Here is a 26,765-nt window from a genome sequence, read left to right as displayed (position 1 = left end):
CTCTGCTCCTTAGTTCACCTTGCCCCAAGTATCTTTTAAATCAACTACCCGATGAAAAGCTGTCACTTCGCCATTGACTATTTTATTAACACAATAATAACCCAAACGCTCAAATTGAAAAATCTCACCCTCGGGTTGATCTGCCATGGAAGGTTCACAAAATGCTTGCAGGGTTTGTAATGAATCATGATTTAAAAATTGGAGAAAATCTTCTTCACGAGCTGGATTCGGATCGTTAAATAACCGGTCATATTGATACACACTGACGGGATATGCCTCAGCACAGGAAACCCAGTGGATCACTCCTTTGACTTTACGATCTTCAGGATTTTTACCCAAAGTCTTTTCATCATAAGTACAACGTAACTCAGTAATTGCTCCCTGAGCATCTGTTATTACATCATGGCACTTAATCACGTAGGCGTGACGCAAGCGTACTTCTGCGCCCGGTGATAATCGAAAATACTTTTTAGGAGGATCCTCCATAAAATCTGATCGCTCTATGAATAACTCGCGAGAAAAAGGTATCTCCCTGCTTGCTGAATCTGGATTTTGAGGAAAAAAATTGGCTTTAATCTTCTCGACCTTACCCTCAGGATAATTTTCTATCACAATTTTTATCGGGTCCATAACACATAACGCACGTTTGGCAGTTGTATTTAATTCGGCACGTACGCATTCCTCAAATAAAGACATATCAATAACTGAATCGCTACGTGATATTCCAATCATTTCACAAAATTGACGAATGGCTGCAGGAGGATATCCTCGTTTACGCATACCGCGTAAGGTAGGTAAGCGGGGATCATCCCATCCTGTGACTACATTGTTTTCAACCAGCTCGCGCAACTTACGTTTACTTGTCACTGTATGCGATAAATTTAATCTGGCAAACTCAGTCTGGACAGGCTTTGCTGGTAAAGGTAAATTATCGACCAACCAGTCATACAATGGCCTGTGGTCCTGAAACTCCAAAGTGCACAACGAATGAGTGATTTTTTCTAAAGCATCAGATATAGGATGGGCATAATCATACATGGGATAAATACACCAGGCATCACCAGTGCGTTGATGATGAGCATGACGTATCCGGTATAAAACGGGATCACGCATATTCACATTTCCGGACTTCATATCAATTTTTGCCCGTAAAACATGAGTCCCATCTGCAAAATCACCTTCTTTCATTCTAGCGAACAGATCCAGACTTTCTTGTGTAGGCCTATTTCTAAAAGGACTTTCTCGTCCAGGTTCCTGCAATGTTCCTCGGTAGGCTCGGATCTCTTCCATACTAAGACTATCAACATAAGCCATATCTTTTTTTATTAATAAAACAGCAAAATCATAAAGCTGCTGATAATAATCAGATGAGTGTGTGATTCCACACCATTCAAAGCCTAGCCATCGAACATCATCAATAATAGCTTTTACGTACTCATCCTCTTCCTTTATTGGGTTTGTATCATCAAACCTTAAAAAGCAGAGACCGCCAAACTCTTCGGCCAAACCAAAGTTCAAACAAATAGATTTTGCATGCCCCACATGCAAATATCCATTTGGCTCAGGCGGAAATCGAGTGACTACAGACTGATGTTTCCCACTGGATAAATCCTCAGTAATCAGTTGTCTTATAAAATGAGCTCGTTTTTCAATATTTTCATTCATTGCATTTTCCATTGTTGTCGATTGCATACCGCATGGAGCCTATCAAAGCGGCCCCTGCTTGCAGTGCATTTTTTTTAGTTTCGTAAGCGTTTAAAATATCCGTGATCAATGCCGCACCGACAATAACCCCATCGGTAAAATGAGCAACTTCTGCAGCCATCGCTGGTGTTTTGATACCAAATCCTACCATTAAAGGTAATTTCGTTTGTGCTTTTCGAGTTTGATACTCAGACTGCAAAGCGAAAATATTAAGCGTATCCGAGCCCGTAACTCCTTTTAAGGAAACATAATACAGATAACCTTTTGCGAATTGATTAATTAAAGCCATACGTTCATCTGATGTCGTTGGAGAGCAAAGAAAAATGCTATATAAGCCGTGTTTTTCCCAAACGCTGGCAACTCCCTCACATTCCTCAGGGGGTAAATCGACCAATATAGTCCCGTCTACCCCTGCTGCAGAGGCATGTTCAGCAAAAAGGTCATAGCCATACTGCTCAATAGGATTTAAATAGCCCATAATGACCACTGGTGTATCTTTATCCTTCTGGCGAAACTCCCGGACCATCCTGAGTACATCCTGACAATGAATAGAATAAGCAAGTGCTCGTTCCATAGCATGCTGGATCACAGGCCCCTCGGCCATAGGATCGGAGAAAGGTATGCCCAGTTCCAAAATATCAGCCCCCGCTTTTACCAACTCATGCATTAACGCTACGGTCAGATCAGGATGAGGATCTCCTGCCGTGATGTAAGGACTTAGCATTTTTTTACCACTGGCTTTAAGCTGCGTCAGTTTCCGATCAATTCGATTCATAATGTACCTGATTAAGTGTCAAACTAAATAATTAAACTGTGATCCCGTCAATAGTAGCAACTGTATGTATGTCTTTATCTCCACGACCTGACAAGTTAACGATGATACTCTGGCTTTTAGACATGCTTTTAGCTAACTTCATAGCATAGGCCACAGCGTGGCTTGACTCAAGAGCAGGGATAATTCCTTCGATTCGCGTTAGCATGCGAAAAGCACTAAGAGCCTCATCATCATTAATTGCTTCATACGTCACTCGACCAGTATCCTTTAAGTAGGAGTGCTCGGGACCTACACCTGGATAATCCAAACCTGCTGACACTGAGTGAGTGTCTTTAACCTGACCATATTCATCGCAAAGTAAGTAGGTACGATTACCATGCAACACACCTGGTTTTCCTGCAATAAGTGAAGCAGAGTGCTCTCCAGTTTCCAAGCCCTTTCCTCCCGCTTCGACACCATAAATTGCCACAGACTGGTCATTTAAAAAGGGATAAAACAAACCAATTGCATTGGAACCACCACCTACACAAGCAACCAGAGCATCGGGCAGTTGGCCTGTTTTTTCCAAAAATTGCGCTCTGGCTTCACTACCAATAATTGTCTGAAAATCTCTGACCATTTGAGGATAAGGATGAGGTCCTGCAACAGTACCGATGATATAAAAAGTATCATCCACATGACTAACCCAATCACGCATCGCTTCATTTAAAGCATCTTTGAGTGTTTTAGAGCCCGAAGTTACAGGAACAACTTCTGCTCCTAATAATTTCATGCGATAAACATTACTTGACTGACGTTTAATATCTTCTGATCCCATATAAACGACGCACTCAAAGCCAAATTTTGCAGCTACCGTTGCCGATGCAACTCCATGCTGACCCGCACCAGTTTCAGCGATAATTCGGGTTTTTCCAAGTCGTTTGGCTAATAACGCTTGTCCTACGGTATTATTAATCTTATGCGCACCAGTATGATTTAAATCTTCTCGTTTAAGATATATTTGAGCACCACCTACATGCTTGCTAAGCCGTTCAGCATGATACAAAGGATTAGGTCTGCCTACATAATCTTTTAATTCAGTACGTAATTCAGCTAAAAATTCCGGATCATTACGATATTTAGCATAACCTTGTTCTAACTGTTTTAAAGCATTAATTAAGGTATCTGCTACAAATACACCACCATATGGACCAAAATGACCATGTGCATCAGGAAGTTCTTTTTTACTCATTATATACCCCATAATACCTTAATAAATTGACTCATTTTTACATGATCTTTTACACCAGGCATAGCCTCAATTCCACTACATACATCTACTGCATAGGGTTTGGATGCCTTAATTGCATCTAGAATATTAAATTCATTTAAACCACCAGCCAGGATAATCGGCTTGGATAAATGCTGAGGAATAATCTGCCAATCAAAAGGAACCCCCGTCCCGCCTCTGCTTATTTCTGAGGGTGTATCAAGAAGTATAGCACTGGCTTTAAAGTACTCTTGTATTAGATGCTCAATTTGCCCACTGGTTTTAGGTTGTGAGGCCTTAATAAAAGGTTTATTAAACTGCTTGCAAAATTCTGGTGATTCATCACCATGAAATTGCAATAATTTAATAGGTAGCTCTTTTATTATTTGTTGTACAAAAGCCTCATCCGGATTAACTAAAACGGCGACTGCATCCACAAATGGAGGAAGATTTTTTAATAGAACCATGGCTTTTTCTATAGTGATAAAGCGAGGGCTTTTAGGATAAAAAATCAAACCAATGGCATCAACACCCAGGTTTATGGCATGGGCCACATCTTCAGCACGCGTCATGCCGCACATTTTGACTCGTGTACGAGATGGATTCAATTATTTCTCCCATAGAAATAAAGGACCCGGATTATTTTGTAAAATAGCAAACTTCTGAGGAAAGTTGACTTGTACTAAATATAAACCATATGAAGGTGCTGTTTCTGCGCCCAGCTTTCTATCTTTAGCTTGCAAAACCTCATTTACCCATGATACTGAGTGTTTACCAGAGCCAACAGCAATGAGTACACCGGCTATATTTCTAACCATATGGTGCAAGAAAGCATTCGCAGTGATATCGATAATTACCATTTCACCAGAGCGTGAAACCTGGACTTGATGAATGTTGCGCATGGGTGTTTTTGATTGACATTCAACAGAGCGAAAAGATGTAAAATCATTCTCTCCTAATAAGCTTTGTGCGCCTTGATGCATTAATCGATGATCCAGTTGCCTGTATTGCCAGGTAACATTGCTACGAAGTAAAGCCGGTCTAATCGCTCCATTGTAAATGACATAACGATATCTTCTGCTCAGTGCAGAATAGCGGGCATGAAAATCATCAGGGATCTCCTTACCCCATTTCATACAGATATCTTTAGGCAAGCAAGAGTTGGCCCCATGTATCCAGGAGCGAATCGTCCGCTCTTTATCGCAATCAAAGTGGATCACTTGGTTCGTAGCATGGACGCCTGTATCTGTTCTGCCAGCACATACTACTGAAATAGTACTATCGGCAACTTTTGACAATGCTTGTTCAACTGCTTGTTGAACCGTATGTAAGCCTGTTTGTGCCTGCCAGCCATGATATCGGCTTCCATCGTATTCAACCACTAAGGCAATACGCATTCAATATTCCTGATAAAAAGGGTCAATTTATAATACCCTATTTATTTTGTCTATACCTTATGATGATTGATTAGCAAAGATTTCAGCTAAAGAGCTTCAACAAAGGGATGGTGTTCTCATGCCAGCATGAGCTTAGCGAGGAATCTGGCTATTCCAGTCACGAAAAAAGTAAATAAAGGAAATAACTCTTGGAGGTCTGCCAAACCCGAAATGGAAAAATAGAAAGTGGCAGCCAATCATTCCAGAGGATGGTACTAGAGTGAATACTCTCGCCTGTCCTGGTATAACGTGAGAAATACTCAGGTTAAGATGAAATTAGGGATTACTTATCTTTTATTTCATCAAGCAAACGTTGAGCTTCTGTTTTTTGTATCTCATTACCATATTCCAGCACTTCTTCCAGTGAGGTTCTGGCAGATTCGATATCATCCATGCCTATATACGTCTTAGCCAGAGCTAATAAAGTATTTAATGCTGTTTTACTTTTTAAGGGGTTAGATGAGGTTGAGACAAAATCTATACTTTGGTCACTACCATCCTCCTGCTCTGATTTTGGTTTAGTTTTTTTTTCTGATTTTTCTGGAATTAATTGATGTAAATCCGTTTCAAACTCTAATACATCATGATTTGATGATTCTTCTTTGGCTTTGTTTTCACTCTGTTCTGATATTGATTCACTACCTGATAATAAAGGGTTTTGATCTGAAGGCGGCAGATTTTGCACTTCATCATTAACAGGTAAATGATTTTTTTGAGATTCAAATTCCATAACTGATTTTTCTTTTGCAGCCTCCTGATCCTCTTTTATATCTCGAGCTATTTTATCTTTTTGTTTTTTATCCTTGCCTGTTGTTTCTTTATTTCCAGGTATAAGCACGGCACGTTCATTAAAGGCTTCTTGTTTTCCAATTGGCAAATCAGCGGCTTCAATGGGCGCTTTTTTTGGGACAGCATTTTTCTTTTTCTTTGCTCCCTGTTTTTTAACAGGCTTATCAGCAGTCTCAACGCTCTCTGATTTATTTATCATTTTTTTGTCAGACAAATCATTATCATTTATAATTTTTTTGGAGGACTCGGCAATGACCTTTGGTTTAATCTCTTCAACTTTCGAAGATTTCGATGCCGTTTCATTTTGTTCAACCACACCCACATCTTCCCCAGCTGCAGAAAGTTCAGTAGTTTCATCTGCTTTTTTTAGTTTTTGTTGAGCTTCAGGTTTGAGTGATGGGGGCTCCATGGGAGTTCTTACCAGATAAGGCTCATCATGAATGTCTTTTTCGCGATAGATAAAATACCAATAAGCGAAACTTCCCCCTCCCACTGCCAAAACCAATAAAATCCATAGTGGCCATAAGCTTGAAGATTGGTTGTTTGCAAAAGAGGCATTCGCTTGAGAAGCCACTGCCAAACGTTGCTTCACCATTAGTTGCATTTGCGCTTGGATTGATTCTATTTCTTTATCGCGTTTGTCCAATTGCAATTGTAATTTCTTATTTTGTTCCTGGAGCAGATGGAGCTGCTCCATTAATATGGCATTAGATTCTCGTACAGACTCGACTGCAGCTGTTGTAATTGAAATCTCTGCTTTAATATTTGATACGCGTTCTGGATTTTGGGCCGTCTTATCCGGAGCTGGTTGTTGATTGGAGTTCATTACAGAAACAGCAGAGTTGGGAATTAAAAATTGGGGTAGTATTGCAGGGGGCGGTGTTATTGCCTGCATGGTGGTAAATCTGGGTATAGCCGGAACTTCCGATTTTTTTATTGGGTAATTGGTAGCAATCCGGGGAACGGTATTAATTGTTTGACCATTAATATAGGGTGGGGAAAGTACATGATTTATGGATGATCTTTCATCCCATGCTTTATCATGAGCCATCACTTCTTCGGTCGCCAGTTCGGCGGGAACCTCCATGATTTCGCGTGTAGACGGAATCACCAGACGGATGCCGATTTTTAACCCATTTAAATTTCCTTCCTTAAACGCATCAGGGTTTTCACCAACAACAGCAAGAACCACTTGAGGTAAAATCACTTCGGACGTTTTATATCTTTGAGCAATTTGCCACACGTTTTCATTGGTTATTGTTGGTCCGTACGTCGTTTTTTTCTTATTATCTTTCAGAGCAACCGGATTATGCTGCACTTCGGTGATTACTTTTTTGTTGATCACACCCGACTGAGCTCTATGCCCTGCAACTTTTTTATGACCTGTCATTTTTTTGTAATAGGCAGGGCTATTCTGTGCAAGAGTAGACACTAATTGATATCCTGGAGGATCCACTAATACGGTATACGCTTTATATAACTGACCATTTGGCCAGGTTAAATCTACTACTAACTCCATATAGGGATCAGAAATTCGATCTACAGATTGAATTTTTATAACGAGTTTACCTTTGGCATTTTGTTCGATTTTAAAATTTAATAAAGAAAGTACAGCAATCCGTTCAAGGCCTATTTGATGAAAACTTTCAGGATCAGCCACGCCCACTTTAATTCCCATCAAAGGAGCATTTCCTACGTCTATTAATTCTATTTCGGCTAAAAAAGGTTGATCAAGAGACGACTTAACTGTCATTTCCCCTAAGCCAATTGCATTGAGCGACATTGGAATTATCCATGCTAATAAAGCCGAGTGTAAAACAGTTTTTTTCAATCAGAGCTCCATGCTGGTTGGGTATGCATAGTGGTTAATTAATATATCCATAAAAATTAACACTAACAGGTAGTCTATTCAAGAAGTCTGAAGATTATTCTAAAACAATCATTGACTTATGCAAAAACTGGCTCAATAAAAGATCACTTCGATCAAATTAATAACCTGATGCTCTCATTCACCGTCAATAGTCACATTTTTTCTGTGCTATTAGATGATGATGTTGTTCAGAAAATAGCAACAACACCATTATTGATAATTCCGGGATCAGACTTTTACTCTGGGACGGAGCGCTCATCTTCAAAAAATGTTACCTGACCTGTTTTTATATCATGTAGTCCGGCGATAATACCCACCTGCTTGCTCTGGAGAAACTCTTTTAGTATTGGACTTTTTGCCTGGATCTCTCTAGCCATATTTAAGGCATTGGCTTTCGCTATTGCATTGACCAGTTTTGGATCAGTGCAATTTTTTGAATCCTCATCCTTCATAGTGGATTGTACTGCCGGCTGAATTTTGTCCAACACATCAGTCAAATGCCCAAATTTGACCCCATCACATGCACCAGCAACTGCACCACAAGAGGTGTGAGCTAACACCACAATTAATCTCGATCCTGCAGCTTTCACCGCAAACTCCATACTGCCCAGAATATCGTCATTTAGAACATTCCCTGCAACCCGTAAGGTAAACAAGTCAGCTAAGCCCTGATCAAAAAACAATTCGGGGACACTACGTGAATCCATACAGTTGAGTACTACTGCAAAAGGAAATTGTCCGTACGCTGATGAATAAGCTTGTTGTAAATAATCCCGGGAAATTTGTTTGTGCGTCAGAAAACGTTGATTTCCGTCCTTCAAGCGTTGCAATGCCTGTTTTGGGCTCATTTCTTGTTGCTTTGCCTGCGTTACTGTTTTACCGAGAGGTTTTGGTTCAACAGGCTCCGCATGGGCAAGTCCACAAAAAAAACCAGTCATACTGCAAATGAACAGTATGATTTTTAATCCTAAATGATACATTAATAAGCTCCTTTTTAATTTTTATATCGTCCTCACAACATAATAACTTCATTTGAATAATTAATGCAAAATACTTTTATTTGTTTAGTCAGTTTAGCCTCACCAGGGACTGTTAATCATGGTCTTTTGATCCCTTGAATTAAGGATACTGTTATTGTTTCACGTCAACGGTACAGTGGTAAACTACCAGGAATGGAATCAGTTGATGCCAACTAAAATTTGCACTGTCTATCATCAGTAAAGTGCTTTCCAACCTATCAATCTAAAAAATTTATCTCAACCTTGGCGTTTTTTTGTAAGTCCTGTCATAATAGTTCCCTCGATTTTATAGGACAAATATGTCAGCATCATTACTGGATGGAAGATTTTTAGCCTCTCTTCGTCGAGACGAATTAAAAAAACGGCTGCAGGAGCATGTCCACCAAGGTAACAGAGCCCCTGGACTGGCTGTCATTCTTATTGGTAATGACCCCGCTTCTTCAATTTATGTCAGTAATAAACGTAAAGCCTGCGAAGAAGTAGGCATCACCTCTCATTCTTATGATTTGTCTGCTGAAACAAGCCAGGATGATTTGCTTCAACTTATTAGTGAATTAAACGACTCTGAGAAAATCGATGGTATTCTCATTCAATTACCTTTGCCCAAACACATTAATGAGACATTGGTTATTGAACATATTAAACCAGAAAAAGACGTTGACGGTTTTCATCCGTATAATTTAGGCAGGCTTGCTCAAAGAAATCCTCTGTTACGCCCATGTACCCCCCTTGGGATCATGAATCTTTTGCATCATTATAAACTGGATGTGAAACGAAAACATGCAGTGGTCATTGGCGCATCAAATATAGTCGGTCGCCCTATGAGTTTGGAATTATTACTCGCTGGAGCAACAGTCACTGTTTGTCATAAATTCACCCAACAACTGCAAAAGTATGTAGAGATTGCTGACTTAATCATCATAGCCACGGGAGTAAAGGATTTAATTAGTCCAGATTGGCTCAATGAAAAACAGATACTTATTGACGTGGGAATGCATCGGCAAGAAGATGGTAGCCTCCGTGGGGACATTGATTTTAAGGAAGCGATAAAAAAAGTGGCATGGATAACCCCTGTTCCTGGCGGTGTTGGTCCCATGACCATTGTTTCCCTACTCGAAAATACGATGATGGCAAAATTAAAGGGATGATACTACTTATCCAGCTCATCCCAATCAAACTCACCACTTAATTCATCAAAATCATCTTTAAACTCATCTTTCAAACGTTTACGCTCCAGTCGGTCTTCAAGCATGCGCTTAATTCTCTTTTTTTTAGGCAAGTCCTCAACCTCTTCATCGAAGCCATAATCAGAAAGAGAGTGATGATCGTATTCTTCGTGTAAACTCATTTTCCTTTCCCCTTTTATGGTATCACTCAAGAAAAGTATAGTGCACTTTTTAAAAAAACGTGACCTCTTCCGATTGATAGTTTCACCCCAATTTTAAAAAAAGAAATAAGGATAAAGATACAGCCAAACCACGTATTAGGCTTCCCTGATAACGGCTACGCTTGTTATTATTGACATAATGTCTTGAGCCCTTCCTCGATGATAGAAAGTCCAATTTCCAAATCTTTTACATCAGTAGAAAGCGGCATAAGGAGACGAATTACATTCCCGTATGTTCCGCAACCAAGAATTACCAGTCCCTGCTCTAGACAAAATTTAGTTAGTTTGTCCACAGCTACTTTATTCGGTTCTTTCGTGTTTTTATCTTTCACCAGTTCGATGGCCTGCATAACGCCCAAACCACGAACATCACCTACTATCTTGTACTTTTCTTTAAATTTAGAAAGTCTGGAATTTAGTACCTTTGAAAGATGTGCGACATGCTCCAAAAGCCCCCCCTCTTCAAAGATTTTAAATACTTCAAGCGCTGCTGCACAACTTAGAGGATTTCCTCCAAAAGTTCCTCCTAGTCCACCGATCATTGCAGCATCCATGATTTCAGCTTTACCGGTTACCGCAGCGATCACTGTTCCACTGCCAAGGCCCTTTGCTGATAAGGTAACGTCAGGATCCACTCCCATTGTTTTCATCGCGAACAGGCTCCCAGTACGACCAAAACCCGATTGAATTTCATCTGCAATGAAAACAATTTTATTTACCGTACAAAACTCCCGAATTTTTTGCAAAAAGGATGCTGGAAACTGGATAAATCCCCCCTCACCTAACACTGGCTCCAAAATAACTGCTGCGATATTTTCAATACCCACACGAAAATTAACGAGATCAGAAAAATCATTGAAACATTCTTCTACACAATTTTTTCCTTTCCAACGATACTCATACGGAAAGGGAGCACGATGGACTTCCGAAAGAAATGGACCAAATCCATGCTTGTAGGGTTTGTTTTTTGCTGTAAGGGTCATAGCCATGTAAGTGCGCCCATGATAAGCATGATCAAAACAAATCACCGCTTGCTTTCCGGTATAAGCACGAGCAATTTTAATGGCATTTTCTACAGCTTCCGCTCCCGAGTTCAACAGGATTGATTTTTTTTCAAAACTGCCAGGGGTGTGATAATTTAGTCGTTCACATACTTTGATGTAGCCCTCATATGGAAGAATATTAAAACTTGTGTGAATATATTTTTCAGCTTGAGCCTTGATTGCATTGACTACCGCATCGGAACAGTGTCCTGTATTCACCACACCAAATCCAGATGAAAAATCCAGAAATACATTTCCATCTACATCTTCTACAAAGGAACCTTTTGCTCGCTCCACAAAAATGGGAGTAAGGTGAAAGGGTCCTCTTGCAACATGTTTAACGCGTTGCTCCATCAATAGTTTTGATTTCGGTCCTGGTAGTTTTGTCTTAATATTAATTTGATTCATTAATACCACCCAATTGGTGTTTCATCGAGGTTAATATTTACTTGTTTGATTTCAAGATAGCTTTCAATTCCATACAAACCTAACTCACGACCTGATCCACTTTGTTTGTATCCACCCCACGGCATTTCATTAAAAGTAGGATGGTAATGATTTACCCAAAGAATTCCGGCATGAATTTGAGAAGTCACGCGATGAGCACGAGTAAGGTCCTTAGTCCACACAGCTGCAGCTAAACCATAGTCAGTATCGTTTGCAATTTGAATCGCTTCTTCTTCAGTATCAAAAGGAATGACTACGAGTACCGGACCAAAAATTTCTTCTCGAGCGATACGCATTGTTGGCTTCACCTCATCAAAAATAGTGGGCTCAACAAAATTCCCTTTTTCAAAGGCTGCTCCTGTAGGGCGTTTCCCGCCACAAACCAATTTCGCACCTTCAGCGATACCTATTTTAATGTAATTTTCTACTTTTTCTCGGTGTGCGTTTGAAACCAAAGGGCCCATTTTTACTCCTTTGTCCAAACCATGCCCCAGTTTGATATTTGGAATTTTTTTCAACATTCTTTCCACTATTTGTTTATGAATAGAACGCTCCACTATCAAACGAGAACCAGAGGAACACACTTCGCCCTGATTGGCAAAAGCACCAAAAAGAGCACCATCAACCGCCATCACAAGATCACAGTCTGCAAAGACAATATTTGGATTTTTTCCACCAAGCTCTAATGATATTCGCTTCAAATTACCTGTAGCTGCCTGCATTATTTTTTTCCCGGTACTTGTTCCGCCGGTGAAGGCAACTTTATTCACCATCGAATTACTTGCCAATTCTTCACCTGCACCCACCCCTGGACCCGTGATGAGATTCACAACGCCTGCGGGAAACCCGCATTGATCAATAAGTTTGAACAATTCAAGAGCGGTCATCGGTGTCAGTTCAGAAGGCTTTAGAATTACAGTATTCCCTGCTGCAAGTGCTGGTGCAAGCTTCCAGGCAGCCATAAGCAGTGGGAAATTCCATGGAATGATTTGGCCACACACTCCGATAGGTTCTCGTACAACATAACTAAAGGAATTCGCCGGTACCGACATCGTTTCGCCATGAATTTTAGTGGTAAGACCTGCGTAAAACTCAAAACAGTTTGCTGCATCGATCACATCATACTCTGCTTCTGCCAAAGGTTTGCCACAATTTCGTGTTTCCAGCTCAGCTAACCTTTTTGCATTTGCACGAATTAGCTCAGCAATCTTGAATAACAACTTACCACGATCAAGCGCATACGTTTGTTTCCAATCACCTTCATCAAAAGCCTTTCGTGCTGCTTTGATCGCGAGCACAACATCTTCTCTGGCGCATTCCGGAACTTTTGCAATCAATGAGCCATTACCGGGATCGATAATATCACGAGTGGCTCCACTTTTAGCTAGCGTAAATTTCCCATCAATATACATTTCACTTTTCATTTGAACGCCTTTTATTGAGTCCAGTAAATTGATTTGCCACTTGAGTGGGTTCTAATGTCGCAAAATAGTTTACAGTCTACAAACGAAGTCAATCCGAGCGAGCATAAACGCCAAGTCCCTAAACTCGGATAATCCAATTCACACTTTATAGTTTGGACTTTATTCAAATATAGTGTAGTTATCAAAAACTGTAAATTCGCTGGTTATTTTTTATAAATAAAACACTTGAGTATTTTCATACAAGGATTGTATCAAGTAAAAATTTAAAATCAGATTTTTTTTATGAGCTATACTTATAACTAGATTGAGGTAGATAAACTGATACTGACGACAACTATAAATATTCTCTTAGTAACTAACTAAACTAACTAATAGATGCTTCTATTTGATGAGGTATTATGGACAAATCTGCGAAGCAAAAAACTTATAAGAATAAAATTCTAATTCTTGGATTCGGCAGTATTGGCCAAGCAATATTACCTCTTTTATTCCAATATTTTAAATTAGATCCCTCTCAAATTTACATCCTGTCAAAACATAGTTTTGGTTCTGATGTTGCCAAACATTTTAATGTCCCATTCAAAGAAACTGGCGTTACAGAAAATAATTACCAGGAACTTTTGTCTTCAATTCTAAAACCAGGTGATTTTTTGTTAAATTTATCCGTGGGTGTATCCAGTATCGATTTGATAAAATATTGCCATTTAAACAATATATTATATTTGGATGCAGCCGCTGAATCCTGGGAAAAAAGGAATAACGATAATAGTAAACTTCTTTCTAATTATGCTTTACGTGATGCTACCTTAAAACATAAAAAACAGGGGCCTACCGCAGTTTTAACACATGGAGCCAACCCCGGTTTAGTATCTCATTTTCTTAAACAAGCATTATGGAATATGGCAAAAGATACTAATTGGCAGGGCAAACCTCCACAAAAAGCAGTAGAATGGGCTCAATTGGCCCATGATCTCGATATTAAAACAATACATGTTTCTGAACATGATACTCAAGTTTCATCTCAAATAAAAAAAACGAACGAGTTCATAAATACATGGTCAGTAGATGCTTTAATTTCTGAAGCACTTCGACCTGCTGAACTAGGCTGGGGAAGCCATGAGCGTCATTGGCCTCATGATGCTAATCATCACAGCTTTGGATCAAATTGTGGAATATATCTTAATCAACCAGGAGCAGAAACCCAAGTACGTACATGGACACCTGCATCTGGCCCTATTAATGGTTTTTTGATTACTCACGCTGAGTCTCTATCTATTGCAGAGTATTTAACTTTAAAAAAAAATGGTGAAGTATATTACAGACCAACAGTTCATTATGCTTATCATCCCTGTCCTGATGCTATTTTATCTTTAGAAGAGCTTGTACAAAATAAGTACGCCGTCCAAAAAGAAAAAAGAATCATTTTAAAAGATGTTGTTGATGGAACTGATGAGCTCGGAGTGTTATTAATGGGAAATAAAAAAGGAGCTTATTGGTATGGCTCACATCTTTCCATCCAAGAAGCAAAAAAGCTGGCAAATTATAACAATGCCACAAGCTTACAAGTTGCAGCCGGAGTGTTATCGGGTATGATTTGGGCTATTAATAATCCAGAGCGTGGGATTATAGAACCTGAAGATATGGATCATGAATATATTTTGAATCTAGCCTTACCTTACTTGGGTAAAGTTGGTGGTTACTATACAGATTGGACTCCGTTACAGGACAAAAACAATTTAAATACTAAATTCACCGATCAAAGTGACCCTTGGCAATTTATTAATATTCGCATTGATAAAACAGGATAGAGAATATTATTTTTTATCCATTTAAAAAATATCGCTACATGCCTCTAGTGATGAAAAGATTTCCTGAATGAAAACTATAAGGAAGAGCTCCCTGATTCTGATATAATCAGCAAAATTCTTTTTTATAAGTCCTTTTATGCTCAGTTACCAACACGGTTATCATGCCGGCAATTTTGCTGATGTTATTAAACATATCTCTTTAACCCGTCTATTAAACTATCTCCTGCTTAAGGATAAACCTTTGTTCTATCTTGAGACTCATTCAGGAAAAGGACAATATGATTTAAAAAACAAACAAGCTGAAAAAACAGGTGAATACAAACAAGGAATCAAGCTAATCTGGGATGATAGAAAAACTCTGGCACCCGTTTTTAAAGACTATATACAGGCAATCAGTAAATTAAATGGTTCCGATGGTCTTCGGCTTTACCCCGGCTCTCCATATTTAGCAATTAATGCGCTCCGGATGCAGGATAGAGCATATTTTTGTGAACTCCATCCAGCAGAATATGAAGCCCTGGATCAAATGCCTCATTTGAATAAAAAAGTTCATCTCAGTAATACAGATGGTATTTTAGCGTTGAATGCACTTCTGCCCCCTCCAGAAAAACGAGGGTTAATTTTTATTGATCCTTCCTTCGAAGTAAAAGATGAATACAAACAAATCCCACCTGCTATAAAACGTGCCTTTAAACGTTTTTCTACCGGGATTTATTGCATTTGGTATCCTGTAGTTAATAGAAAACTAACAGAACAACTGATTCGCGGGATGAAAGAAGTTGGTGCTAAAAATGCATTGAGAATTGAATTCAATTTAACCCTTGCACCAAGGGAGGGAATGTCCGGCTGTGGATTGTGGATTATAAACCCACCATTTACCTTTGCTGATGAAATTAAATCAGTTCTTGATACCTTAAGAACCTACTTTAATCCAGGTGTTTCTTCATATATAGTAGAAACATATTCAGGAGCATGAGAAAGAAACAATGACTGTTTACCCTATTCCAGCTTTTTTAGATAATTATATTTGGGCAATAATTGATAAAAAAAAAGATGTATTCGACTGCATTGATCCCGGAGAGGCCGAGCCTGTGGTTGCTTTTGCAAAGACTCAGAAGCTAAAACTGCGTACTATCCTATTGACCCATCACCATAATGATCATATCGGTGGTGTTGGTCAGTTAATCAAGGAATATCCTGCTTGTGTTGTTTACGGCCCTCACGATGACCGAATCCCTTACATAACAAATCAAGTACAGATAAATCAAGCCATTCAGGTTGGCAACTACTCGTTTCATATTTTATTTAATCCTGGACACACTTCCACCCATATTAGCTATTATGAATCCCGGCAAGGTTGGTTATTTTGTGGTGATACTCTGTTTTCAGCAGGTTGTGGCAGAGTATTTGATGGAACAATGGAAGAACTGCATCAATCAATACTGCTATTCAAAAAATTACCACCTGCTACCCAAATTTTTTGTGCCCATGAATACACGCAACAAAACCTGAGATTCGCTCAGACTGTAGAACCTGAAAATCCAGCTATAAAAGCTCATATACAACACCTGAAGCAACAGCCTACACCCTGTTCCTTGCCGTCAACTCTGAATATGGAACTGTCGATTAATCCTTTTTTACGCACTGAAAATAAAGATGTAATACAGTACGCTTTTCAGCATGGCGCCTTATCTTCTAACTCATTGGAGGTATTCAAAATCCTGAGAAACCAGAAGAACTCATTTACCTAATCCAAATAATCGACCAAAAGGTATTAATTTAACTCTGTCTGAATGGATCGAAATCAAAAAGGGTTTATTAGTTTAATAAACTTTAGTAGACTGACCGACCAATTATCTTCAAAGGTAGTATCATTGAAATTTAAGCTATTCATAATAAAAAGCTTTTTATTTTTCATCTTTATTTTTTTTGGCATTTCTAATATTGCAATGGCACATAATGCGCCAGATGTTTGGGATGTTTTACGTAGTGAGTTTACTCTGAGTCATGAAGTTGCACGACCAGAAGTTCAAGAACAAATCAGATGGCTGGTGGCACACCCAAGTTATCTCCATAAAGTAAGTCGTCAATCTGAACCCTATATCTATCACATTGTTGCTGAAATAAAAAAACGTAAATTGCCCGGTGAATTAGCTCTTCTACCCATGATAGAGAGTGCTTACGACCCATTCGCATACTCAGGAGCAGGAGCTGCTGGTCTGTGGCAGCTCATGCCACGAACAGGAAGCGGGTTAGGGTTAAAGCAAGACTGGTGGTTTGATGGAAGACGCAGCATAGGCCCCTCAACCGATGCTGCACTCAACTATTTGGTCTATCTTAATAAGTTTTTTAACGGAAGCTGGATATTGGCGATAGCAGCCTATGATTCAGGAGAAGGGACGATAGCTCGTGCTATTAAGGCAGTTAGCCGTCCTGGTAAGCCCGTTTATTTCTGGAATCTTTCTATTCCCAGAGAGACTAAAATTTATATACCACGTTTATTTGCATTGGCAGAAATTATAAAAAACCCCGGTCGTTATAAAGCATCGCTTCCAGGCATTCCCTATCTCCCCTATTTTGAAGAAGTAAACATTGGCAGCCAAATTGACCTGAGTCATGCAGCAAAGCTTGCTGGCATCAGTTATAAAGAATTAATTAAACTCAATCCGGGCTATAATCGCTGGACCACTGCTCCCTACAAACCTTTTAGACTGCTTATTCCTGCTGAAAAAGTAGAACGATTTAACCTCAACCTGGCTAACTTTCCTGAAGAAAAACGAGTGAGCTGGACAAAGCATCAGGTAAAGCCAGGTGATAGTTTGAATAACATAGCTACGAGATATCACACCACTGTCAATTTAATTAAACAATTAAACCAATTAACTACCAATAGAATTAAACCGAATCAATCCATATTAATACCCAGCAGCAAAAACACGGCTGTTGTCGCCAGAAAAGAAAACACAACTTCATCCTCTTCAACACACCCATTTACAACACCAGGCAACCGTCGCATTATTCATATTGTACAACACAATGATACCGTTGAAAAAATCCAGGAAAAATATGGGGTTTCTGCCAGAGCCATTCAAAGCTGGAATAAATTGTCCAACTTCAAGTCATTACGAGTAGGTCAGCAACTGATTATCTGGAGGATAGTAAAACAACCAGTTTCATACATAATCAAGCGAGGAGACAGTCTCAGCACTATAGCCAAGCAGCATCAGACTAGCGTTAATTCAATTCTTGACCTGAATCGCGATCTTGATAAAAGTACCCCCCTTCGTTTGGGACAAAAAATACTGGTTGGATAAACCTGGCTCTTGTTGTTTGGATTATTTATTTTGGATTATTTATTTTCACTTTAAGGCACAAAGCGTGAAGGAGTGCGCTAAAAATTGTGTTATACTCTAAATAACTTATTAATAAATTAAATAATATGAAATTACTGTTTGATTTTTTCCCTATCCTCTTATTCTTTATAATATTTAAAATCTATGGCATTTATACTGCCACGGCAGTTGCTATGATCGCCTCATTAAGCCAAGTAATATTCTATCGATTAAAGTTTCAACGCTATGAGAAAATGCATGTTATTAGTTTGGCAATAATCATGGTACTGGGCAGTGCAACGCTTTTTTTTCATAACCCCTGGTTTATAAAATGGAAACCAACTGGCATCTATTGGCTCTCCGCTATTATATTTCTTAGTTCCAGTTTCATAGGCAGCAAACCTTTAATTCAAAAAATGATGGAAGGAAATGTTAATCTAACTTCAAAAATCTGGCACCGGCTTAATGCGGCCTGGGCTGTATTTTTTATCTTAATGGGTGCTTTAAACCTCTATGTTGCCTATCATTACGATACAGATGCATGGGTTAATTTTAAGTTATTTGGTGGGGTTGGTTTTACTTTACTTTTTGTTTTAATACAGGCTTTTTATCTAACAAAACATATGGATGAAAAAGAGTTAGAAAAACAACAATAACAGTATCATCTATAAAGATGATCAATAAGTAGGAGCAGCGATGAGATTATTACTTGTTGAGGATGATGAACTACTTGGTGATGCTGTAAAAACAGGGTTAACCCAATTCGGCTATATCGTAGATTGGCTCAGAGACGGAGATGCAGCACGTGCTGCTTTAAAGTCAGAGTCTTTTGAATTAATTATTCTTGATTTGGGGTTACCAAAACTTTCTGGAATGGTTTTGCTTCAACACATTAGACAAGAAGGAAACGCAACGCCAGTTATTATTCTAACCGCACGTGAGTCGGTAGAAGATCGCGTTAAGGGTCTGGACAGTGGTGCCGATGATTACCTTGTAAAACCTTTTGATTTAAATGAACTAAGTGCACGAATCAGAGCTCTGGTAAGACGTTCACAGGGACGAGCTGATTCGGTACTGCAATACAGAAATATCACTCTGGATCCTGCTGCTCACTCGGTTATGGTTGATGATATCCTGATAAATGTTCCGCGCCGAGAGTTCGCCCTGTTGCAAAAACTGCTGGAAAATAGCGGGCAAGTTCTATCAAGAGAACAGTTGATGCAAAGCATTTATGGCTGGGAAGAAGATGTCGATAGTAATGCCTTGGAAGTACATATCCATAATTTACGCAAAAAACTTAATGCTAATTTTATCCGTACTATCAGAGGGGTTGGATATATGGCAGAGAAAAATGATGGTGTAACTGTATCGTGAAGTCTTCTATAAGAAAATTTCTCTTAATAAACCTGTTACTAGCCATCACCATCACCACTACATTGACCGCCATAGGCAACTATTATCTGGATCAAAAAGATATTCAGGATCATTTAGATACCCTAATGGAAATTTCTGCTTTATCATATCAAGCCCTATTGGGGGATGATTTACATCAACGCCCTCTTACTAAAATTCAGGATGCTTTGGAAACCATCCCGCAAAAAATTGATGCCTACTACCAAAAAAAGTTTTTAAATGATGAGCCTCCAGAAAATTATTTGGATAAATTTAATTTTCAAGTGTGGACGAATGGAGGAAAATTATTATTACACTCCTCTACAGCCCCTAAAATACCATTAACAGCGGAAGTAGATGGGTTTAGTGATAAAAAAATATCGGATCAAAATTGGCGCGTTTTTACCACCTATAATGACAAAGCAGGTATTCGTACCGTCCTGGCCGAACGGTATGATACACGTAACGAGCTGGGGCACCGGATTGCCCAAGATGATCTTTATATTATGCTGCTCACGTTCCCATTGTCTGGATTGTTAATCTGGATCATTATTGGTCGAGGTTTGGACAGTCTGGATAAAGTAGCCCAAGAGGTAGCAAACCGAGCTCCCAGCCACCTTGAGCCAGTAGACTTGCAAGAAGTGCCTGAAGAGATTAAACCGGTTATCGATGAGCTGAATAAACTATTTTTCAGACTAAAGGAAGGTTTTGAACGAGAAAAACGGTTTGCTGCCGATGCAGCACATGAGCTTCGGACTCCTCTTGCTGCCCTTAAAACTCAAGCTCAAGTCGCCCTTTACTCAAATGATATAGAAGAAAAGAATCAAGCCCTGCAAAAATTAATTGCCAGCGTGAATCGAAGTACCCATATAGTACAACAACTATTAACTATGAGCCGATTGGTCCCTGAAGCCACCAGTTTAAGTGAAGGGGATGAAGTAAACCTAAGCAAATTAACCCGTGAAATACTCGCCATGCTTGCTCCATCAGCAGTGGAAAAGCAGATTGAACTTGAGTTTGAAAATGATGAAAATACCCCTAAAATCAAAGGCAATCCTACTGCGTTAGGGATATTAATTCGTAATCTGGTGGACAATGCAATTCGTTATTGCACCGAACATGGGCGGGTTATCGTGCGTCTGAACAGACAGAATCAAGAAATCATGCTGGAAGTGAGTGATAATGGTCCTGGAATTCCTCCTGAATTGCAAGCCAGAGTGTTTGAGCGATTTTTTAGAGTATTAGGCAATAAAAGTCCTGGAAGTGGACTTGGTCTTGCCATAGTGCAGCAAATATGTGAATTACATGGTGGCCGAGTAGTTCTGGACACACCCAAACTCACTACAGGGCTTATCGTTCGAGTTTTTCTTCCCGTGAAAAGAAATTAAAAAGATAGCATTCAATGCCAAGGGCCTGACAATTGGAATTGTTCTGCCACAAAAATAATTGGAGACAACAAACGGGTTCTTGGGTCGATTTTAGGCCGCAGCTCCATAGGGCAGTTAAAAAAGAACGTGGCTTAGGGGTGACCTATTTATTTTGCAATTGTTTAACAACCAACAAATTAGTGCCTGTTGTTAAACAATACTTAGTTCCATCCTCTATGGATTTACATTCATATATTTTTGATTTTCATCGAAATAGAAGGAATATCGCTCCTCAATTTCCTGAGCGAATAATACATGTTTTGAATTTTTAGATGCTAGCATTAACTCTAGGACACTATTGATATTTTCTTTATCTGTAACAGTTAATTGAAATTGACCTTTTGTCTTTTCAACTGGTAATGATTTCATCATTAACCCTGGATTACGAGTTGCAAGATCCATCCACAAAGAATAAGTAAACTTATCCCCACCACTCAAATCAGTATCAAGAACATACATTTCATTTGATGTAGGATTAATTGCTGCAATTGTTGAATTGTGTTGCATGACGGATTGATCAAAAAATTGCTTCATTTGCATACCTCATTTTGGTTAGATTGTGACTACTATTAACGTCATTTGATTGTTTTAATCATTAGCCAAGCTAATCAATCAAAACACTTAGACGGTAAAAGATATTATCTGTTATGGTCGCCCAATTCCTGGCGACCGCATAAAAACAGCAATTAACATCCAGACTTGACTGTTAACTATTGAACAGTCATCCATAATTTATTTACAAAATTGACCCGCAATGCGTCCTGTCTTCTTACAAAACACTTTTAATTAGGTCCAGTAGGAATTTGCTTTCCTTCGTCCTCACCTTCGACTTTATTAGTGTCGTCAGTTGTGGAGGATTTCAATCCCTGTTCAATATATTTAAGTGCTTCAACTTTATCAGCAGAGAAAAAACGTATCCTGTCAGAATCGCCGGGTAAGTGTCTGCCACTGAGTCCGGATTAATCCGAGCCGCGCGCGTCAGCAAGCGGAATTCTTTAAAAATATTCAAAATACCTATTGACACGGTTTTTCTGTAAAACTGATGTTTTTCCATATCAAACGTAAGTCATGCAATATGCATGCCCTAAGATCCCCAAGATCACAATGTAGCCCCTTTCACTAATAAAACATCTCCCTCCTGAGGTCAGATTTTTTCTTAGCCCTTAGTGGCGTTAAAACTCGAAAAATGCGTTCAAAAAAAGTCATGTTATGATTGCCGTATCAGCATTAGTAACGCAGTGGTAGATGATGAAACGCCAAGAAATCAAACAAGTTTTAGATGAGTTAACAAAAGATATCGATAGTCTTGCCGACAAAAAGGCCGTGACTATCATTAAGGTATTGGTTAATTTGGTCGAAATGCTTGCCGAAGAAAATGCTTTGCTCAGAGAGGAAAACCAAGTATTACGTGATGAGATAAACCGCCTTAAGGGTGAACAGGGCAAACCTAATATTCGCGGTCAATCCAAAGGTAGCAATGGCGATAATACAGGCAATTCCAATCATTCATCTGAAGGAGATCGCAATAAACGTGGTAAAGGGAACAATAAAAACACAGGCAAAGACAAAAAAAACGTACGTATTGATAGACGTGTTACGATTGCTCTGGACAAAGCAACGCTGCCAGATGACGCCAAGTTCAAGGGTTTTGAGATTCGAATCATCCAGGATCTAAAAATCATCACGGATAATGTTGAATTCAAGCTGGAAACGTATTACTCACCATCTTTGAAAAAAACCTTTATTGCGCCGATTCCTGGCGAATATAAGGGCAGTGAATTTGGTCCTGGGGTTAAAGCGCTGGTCATCACATTATACCGTGATGCAGGGATGACGGAGAGCGCCATTGAGCGCTTTTTAAAAACATGTGGTATTCAAATATCACATGGTAAAATTGCTTCCATGCTGACAGAAGGCAATGATATTTTTCATCAGGAAAAAGAAGATATTGTCGATGCCGGTAGCAACGCAGGCTTGTACCAGCAGATGGATGACACAGGCAGTCGTGTTAACGGCAAAAATCACTACACCCATGTTTTATGTAATGACTTTTTTACAGCATACTTCACTCGTCGTAAAAAAGATCGCTTGACCTTATTGGAGTTGCTGTGTCGAGACCAATTAAAGTTTATGTTTAATCAGGAGGCTTATGAGTTAATGGATGAGTTTGGTCTCGCAAAAAAATGGTTGGATCAAATTAAACCAATGCTGCATGCACAACCCCTCACACGTGAATCAATCGATAGTTTGATGGGAACACTTTTTCCAAATCCAAAAAAACACAGCACGAATCGACGCATAATTCTTGAGTCAGCAGCTCTTGCCTATTATCAGCACTCGAAATACTTCATCCATTATTTAATGACAGATGATGCGCCTCAGTTTAATAAATTGGCCCTACATCATGCGCTGTGCTGGATCCATGAAGGTCGTCATTATAAAAAACTCACTCCATTCTCAGATATGAATCAGAATATATTGGCTGTATTTCTTGAGCAATTATGGGATTTCTACCATGCATTATTGACTTACAAGACGGCTCCATCTCAATCAATGGCCCAACAACTATCAATGCAATTTGATACTTTGTTCGCAACCACGACAGGCTATGATGTTTTAGATCAACGCATTGCAAAGACACGTGCTAAAAAACAAGCGTTATTATTGGTGTTAGACCATCCATTTCTGCCATTGCACAACAATGCCTCTGAATTAGGGACACGGTTTCAAGCAAGGATACGCGACATCAATCTCCAAACGGTCTCCCAAAATGGCACCAAATCAAAGGATACGTTTGCCACGATTGTACAGACGGCCAGAAAACTGAAAGTTAACGTTTATCAGTATATTTACGATAGGGTGACTAAAAAATTTGAAATGCCATCATTGGCTGAATTAATCTTACTTAAAGTGCGGCAGGTTCCATGCACCACATAAGCATCTCGAGATAATTCCGCTTGCTGACGCGCGCGGCTCGGATTAGTCCGGGCTCAGTGGCAGACACTTACCCGGCGATTCTGACAGGATACGAAAAAACTACTCCTATATTCAGAAACCACCTTGGCTGGCAAAATCTTTTCAAAAGCGTTAAAAATACATTCAAGTAGTCTATCTATAACTCCTGTATTTTTAAAATGTTTGTCAGCAAGCTCTTCGAGCTTATCTTTTTTATCTTTCGGTTTTAATTTCGAACTCAGTAATATAGGAACTGTTTCACGACGAAAACTATAAAGTGAATTATTAAGATCTCTGTTTGCTTGTGAAGAAGATGGCTTGCGATTGTCCATGATAAATTTATTGATTTCCTCCATTATGACACCCATTTTTTTTACATTAAAAACCGGATCTTTACTGCTATTCGCCGTCTGGAGTTGCGTTAATATTTCACTTGTATTTAATGCATTCAACATATTTCTTGTAACAACACCACGCAAGCTGTTACTTCCAGAATAATAATCTTTTAAATACAATATATTATTGTTAAGGGAATTTTCTAATATAATCATAAGAAATGGTAAATTACTTTTTAAGTTTTGTTCATTATTAAGCATATCCCTTAAAGGTTGAGATTCTTTAACTGCCATTAGCAACCCATGCTGACAGTATTGTGGTGCATTTAATCTCACCACATTTACAGCCTCAATGACATCTTGATCGCATCCTAAAAAGTCCTCAATTAATGCTTTAAATGTGCCACTTTCTATTTTGTTAGATATTATTTTCTTATCTGTTTCAGATGTATCCTCCGTAACAGATTCATGTGACTTTTTATAGAGTTCGTTTTGTTGGGATATAATTGCACATTTATTCGAATCTTTTGCTAAAGCTATTGCTTCTATAGATGAGAGGGTTATTTCATGTTCTTTTAAAACCAATAAAGCATCAATAAATGGTTTATTGTTAAGATTTTCTTTTGTTATCAACTCAGTAAGCTTCTGTTTTTTTAAATAAAATACAGCTGCTATTATGTCTTTATTTTTATCATCGTTCTGATTCAGATATGGTAAATAATTAACTTTTTCCTCTGAAAGTATGGTAATAAATGCCAAACGTTGTTGAATTGACAGTGGTTTACCCTTTTGAATTGGAGTGTCTAAAGATGCCTCGTTATACTTAACAAACTCTTTTATAGCCACTATCCCTTTTGCATCAAAAAGATCTAAATTATTATTAAGAGCATTTTTTAATCCAGGATGGTATTGCCCAAGAGCAGTCAATAGCTTAAGGCCGATTGGGGAGGTATTAACCTCTTGAGCTAAATCTTTGTCGGTAAGAGAACTGTTACTTATTTTATCAGCAATTGATTTGGCGACCTTATGGACAACCACAATATCGTCAAGCTCACCATAAAGGGTATCAAATTCTAATTTCTCCTCATAAGCTTTTTTTAAACTATCGCTTAATGCATCTTGGTTTTGTTCATCATCCGGAGCAGAACTGTAATATAGGCGCGGTTTTCTGGACACAAAAAAAGGTTTTTTAAGAGCTATTCTTCTTAATACAAAGAGGAGAATAAAATGTCTAAAAAGCGAGCTTATTATACGGCGGCCAAGAAGGCAAAAATAACGCTAGCTGCGATTGAGGGGAAACTCACACAAGCGCAAATTACCAGTGAATACGGTGTTCACGCAACGCAGGTAAAAACTTGGAAGCAATCGGCCATCAAAGCCATTAACGATTTATTCTCTGGGGCTAATGAAAAAGAAGCCAAGTCCCAAGAGCAGCTTGTTGAGGCATTATATCAAGAAATTGGTCGACTTCAAGCGCAGCTATCTTGGCTAAAAAAAAAGCATGAACTTTAGTCTGGATGAAAAGCGCGTCATGATTGATCCTCTTGCCGAGCTCACCATTCGTGAACAATGCTTGCTATTAGACTTGCCTGTTTCAAGTTATTATTATAGTGCCAAGCCCATTTCTGTCGAAGATGAAGCGCTTATGGCGCTACTTGATGAGCACTATCTGCAGTATCCATGTGAAGGTAAAATTAAGCGGGCAAGATGGCTGTCAAAAGAAGTAGGCTATCCTGTTGGTAAACGTCGAGTAAAAAAGTTGATGGAAATGATGGGGTTATCGACTGTTTACCCAAAGCCAAATACAAGCGTTCCCAATAAGGAGCATGAGGTGTTCCCTTATTTATTAAAAGAGGTGGATATCACCAAACCAAATCAGGTTTGGGCCGCAGATATCACCTACATCCGCATGAAAGGAAAGCATGTGTATTTAGTAGCTATTATGGACTGGTATAGTCGTTATGTGATTGGATGGGCTATTTCACCTACTATGGAGGCTGAATTTTGTATTGAGGCGCTTAGAAACGCTTTGCTGCATTCGCGTTGTGAGATCTTTAACACGGATCAGGGTTCTCAATTTACCTCAAAAGATTGGATAAATACGCTAAAATCTCACCACATTTCTATCAGCATGGATGGGCGAGGACGTTATTTAGATAATATATTTATCGAGCGATTGTGGCGTAGTGTTAAGCAAGAAAAAATCTACCGGTATGATTTTGATACAATTGAAGAGGTTGAGCTGGCCTTAACGGAGTATTTTGAGTATTATAATAACCGAAGGCTTCACCAGTCCTTTAATTATTTAACGCCCGCAGAGGTGTATTATGGCCGGAAAAGACCATAAACCCTAAATGAGAGCGTCATGACTTA

The 26,765-nt window shown here is 39.0% G+C and carries 23 protein-coding genes; 11 read left to right on the top strand and 12 right to left on the bottom strand.

Features of this window, described 5'->3' with window-relative positions; genetic code table 11:
* Positions 1–9: 9 nt before the first annotated feature.
* The 7 genes from HRS36_RS08115 to HRS36_RS08085 form a co-directional block, all read right to left on the bottom strand.
* The gene (locus HRS36_RS08115; protein ID WP_173236904.1) at positions 10–1,665 is read right to left on the bottom strand and encodes a glutamine--tRNA ligase/YqeY domain fusion protein; all 1,656 of its coding nucleotides are present in this window, start codon (positions 1,663–1,665) and stop codon (positions 10–12) included.
* Entirely contained in the window at positions 1,658–2,479 is an 822-nt protein-coding gene (gene trpA, locus HRS36_RS08110; RefSeq protein ID WP_173236903.1) for a tryptophan synthase subunit alpha, read from the bottom strand. Before trpA ends, HRS36_RS08115 begins: the two co-directional genes overlap by 8 nt.
* Before the next feature lie 31 nt (positions 2,480–2,510).
* Positions 2,511–3,710, bottom strand: a complete 1,200-nt coding sequence (gene trpB, locus HRS36_RS08105; protein ID WP_173236902.1) for a tryptophan synthase subunit beta — start codon at positions 3,708–3,710, stop codon at positions 2,511–2,513.
* Complete coding sequence (locus tag HRS36_RS08100; protein WP_173236901.1) at positions 3,710–4,336, bottom strand: phosphoribosylanthranilate isomerase; 627 nt, start codon at positions 4,334–4,336, stop codon at positions 3,710–3,712. The genes trpB and HRS36_RS08100 overlap by 1 nt, the downstream gene beginning before the upstream one ends.
* Positions 4,337–5,125, bottom strand: coding sequence for a tRNA pseudouridine(38-40) synthase TruA (truA, locus tag HRS36_RS08095; RefSeq protein ID WP_173236900.1), 789 nt, complete (start codon positions 5,123–5,125; stop codon positions 4,337–4,339). It abuts the gene before it with no gap.
* Positions 5,126–5,447: 322 nt separating this feature from the next.
* Complete coding sequence (locus HRS36_RS08090) at positions 5,448–7,784, bottom strand: FimV/HubP family polar landmark protein (protein WP_173236899.1); 2,337 nt, start codon at positions 7,782–7,784, stop codon at positions 5,448–5,450.
* 275 nt (positions 7,785–8,059) lie between these two features.
* Positions 8,060–8,803: a carbonic anhydrase family protein gene (locus HRS36_RS08085; RefSeq protein WP_173236898.1), complete on the bottom strand. Its 744-nt coding sequence runs from the start codon at positions 8,801–8,803 to the stop codon at positions 8,060–8,062.
* A gap of 338 nt (positions 8,804–9,141) precedes the next feature.
* On the opposite strand from HRS36_RS08085, the gene folD reads away from it, so the two are divergent.
* Complete coding sequence (gene folD / locus HRS36_RS08080; protein WP_173236897.1) at positions 9,142–9,990, top strand: bifunctional methylenetetrahydrofolate dehydrogenase/methenyltetrahydrofolate cyclohydrolase FolD; 849 nt, start codon at positions 9,142–9,144, stop codon at positions 9,988–9,990.
* 2 nt (positions 9,991–9,992) lie between these two features.
* Here folD and HRS36_RS08075 read toward each other — a convergent pair whose 3' ends face one another.
* The 3 genes from HRS36_RS08075 to HRS36_RS08065 form a co-directional block, all read right to left on the bottom strand.
* Entirely contained in the window at positions 9,993–10,190 is a 198-nt protein-coding gene (locus HRS36_RS08075; RefSeq protein ID WP_173236896.1) for a hypothetical protein, read from the bottom strand.
* 167 nt (positions 10,191–10,357) lie between these two features.
* The gene (gene gabT, locus HRS36_RS08070; RefSeq protein WP_173236895.1) at positions 10,358–11,680 is read right to left on the bottom strand and encodes a 4-aminobutyrate--2-oxoglutarate transaminase; all 1,323 of its coding nucleotides are present in this window, start codon (positions 11,678–11,680) and stop codon (positions 10,358–10,360) included.
* Positions 11,680–13,143 carry an aldehyde dehydrogenase family protein gene (locus HRS36_RS08065; protein ID WP_173236894.1) on the bottom strand — a complete coding sequence of 488 codons (1,464 nt, stop codon included), beginning with the start codon at positions 13,141–13,143 and terminating at the stop codon, positions 11,680–11,682. Before HRS36_RS08065 ends, gabT begins: the two co-directional genes overlap by 1 nt.
* Positions 13,144–13,541: 398 nt before the next feature.
* Between HRS36_RS08065 and HRS36_RS08060 the strand changes: the two genes are divergently transcribed.
* The 7 genes from HRS36_RS08060 to HRS36_RS08030 all read left to right on the top strand — a co-directional run bounded on the left by HRS36_RS08060 (position 13,542) and on the right by HRS36_RS08030 (position 21,063).
* Complete coding sequence (locus HRS36_RS08060) at positions 13,542–14,951, top strand: saccharopine dehydrogenase C-terminal domain-containing protein (RefSeq protein ID WP_173236893.1); 1,410 nt, start codon at positions 13,542–13,544, stop codon at positions 14,949–14,951.
* 136 nt (positions 14,952–15,087) lie between these two features.
* Complete coding sequence (locus HRS36_RS08055) at positions 15,088–15,927, top strand: 23S rRNA (adenine(2030)-N(6))-methyltransferase RlmJ (RefSeq protein ID WP_173236892.1); 840 nt, start codon at positions 15,088–15,090, stop codon at positions 15,925–15,927.
* 10 nt (positions 15,928–15,937) lie between these two features.
* Positions 15,938–16,702, top strand: coding sequence for a hydroxyacylglutathione hydrolase (gene gloB / locus HRS36_RS08050; RefSeq protein ID WP_173236891.1), 765 nt, complete (start codon positions 15,938–15,940; stop codon positions 16,700–16,702).
* Between the two features lie 123 nt (positions 16,703–16,825).
* Positions 16,826–18,265 (top strand): lytic transglycosylase, encoded by a 1,440-nt coding sequence (locus HRS36_RS08045; RefSeq protein WP_173236890.1) that lies wholly within the window; start codon positions 16,826–16,828, stop codon positions 18,263–18,265.
* Between the two features lie 125 nt (positions 18,266–18,390).
* Positions 18,391–18,939: a septation protein A gene (locus tag HRS36_RS08040; RefSeq protein WP_173236889.1), complete on the top strand. Its 549-nt coding sequence runs from the start codon at positions 18,391–18,393 to the stop codon at positions 18,937–18,939.
* A gap of 40 nt (positions 18,940–18,979) precedes the next feature.
* Complete coding sequence (locus HRS36_RS08035; protein WP_173236888.1) at positions 18,980–19,657, top strand: response regulator; 678 nt, start codon at positions 18,980–18,982, stop codon at positions 19,655–19,657.
* Complete coding sequence (locus HRS36_RS08030) at positions 19,654–21,063, top strand: ATP-binding protein (RefSeq protein ID WP_173236887.1); 1,410 nt, start codon at positions 19,654–19,656, stop codon at positions 21,061–21,063. The genes HRS36_RS08035 and HRS36_RS08030 overlap by 4 nt, the downstream gene beginning before the upstream one ends.
* A gap of 213 nt (positions 21,064–21,276) precedes the next feature.
* On the opposite strand, the gene HRS36_RS08025 is transcribed toward HRS36_RS08030, so the two are convergent.
* Positions 21,277–21,636: a hypothetical protein gene (locus tag HRS36_RS08025; protein WP_173236886.1), complete on the bottom strand. Its 360-nt coding sequence runs from the start codon at positions 21,634–21,636 to the stop codon at positions 21,277–21,279.
* A gap of 711 nt (positions 21,637–22,347) precedes the next feature.
* On the opposite strand from HRS36_RS08025, the gene HRS36_RS08020 reads away from it, so the two are divergent.
* Positions 22,348–24,039 carry an IS66 family transposase gene (locus HRS36_RS08020; RefSeq protein ID WP_173235423.1) on the top strand — a complete coding sequence of 564 codons (1,692 nt, stop codon included), beginning with the start codon at positions 22,348–22,350 and terminating at the stop codon, positions 24,037–24,039.
* Between the two features lie 53 nt (positions 24,040–24,092).
* Here HRS36_RS08020 and HRS36_RS08015 read toward each other — a convergent pair whose 3' ends face one another.
* Entirely contained in the window at positions 24,093–25,568 is a 1,476-nt protein-coding gene (locus HRS36_RS08015; protein WP_173236885.1) for a hypothetical protein, read from the bottom strand.
* 51 nt (positions 25,569–25,619) lie between these two features.
* Between HRS36_RS08015 and HRS36_RS08010 the strand changes: the two genes are divergently transcribed.
* Positions 25,620–25,904: a transposase gene (locus tag HRS36_RS08010; protein WP_173235475.1), complete on the top strand. Its 285-nt coding sequence runs from the start codon at positions 25,620–25,622 to the stop codon at positions 25,902–25,904.
* On the top strand, positions 25,894–26,739 hold the full coding sequence (locus HRS36_RS08005) for an IS3 family transposase (RefSeq protein ID WP_173235473.1): 846 nt from the start codon (positions 25,894–25,896) through the stop codon (positions 26,737–26,739). Before HRS36_RS08010 ends, HRS36_RS08005 begins: the two co-directional genes overlap by 11 nt.
* Positions 26,740–26,765: the final 26 nt, after the last annotated feature.

This window comes from Legionella antarctica (assembly GCF_011764505.1).
GTDB lineage: Bacteria > Pseudomonadota > Gammaproteobacteria > Legionellales > Legionellaceae > Legionella > Legionella antarctica.
Note: the sequence above shows the minus strand (reverse complement) of the source record. Positions and strands in the feature narration are given on the sequence as shown.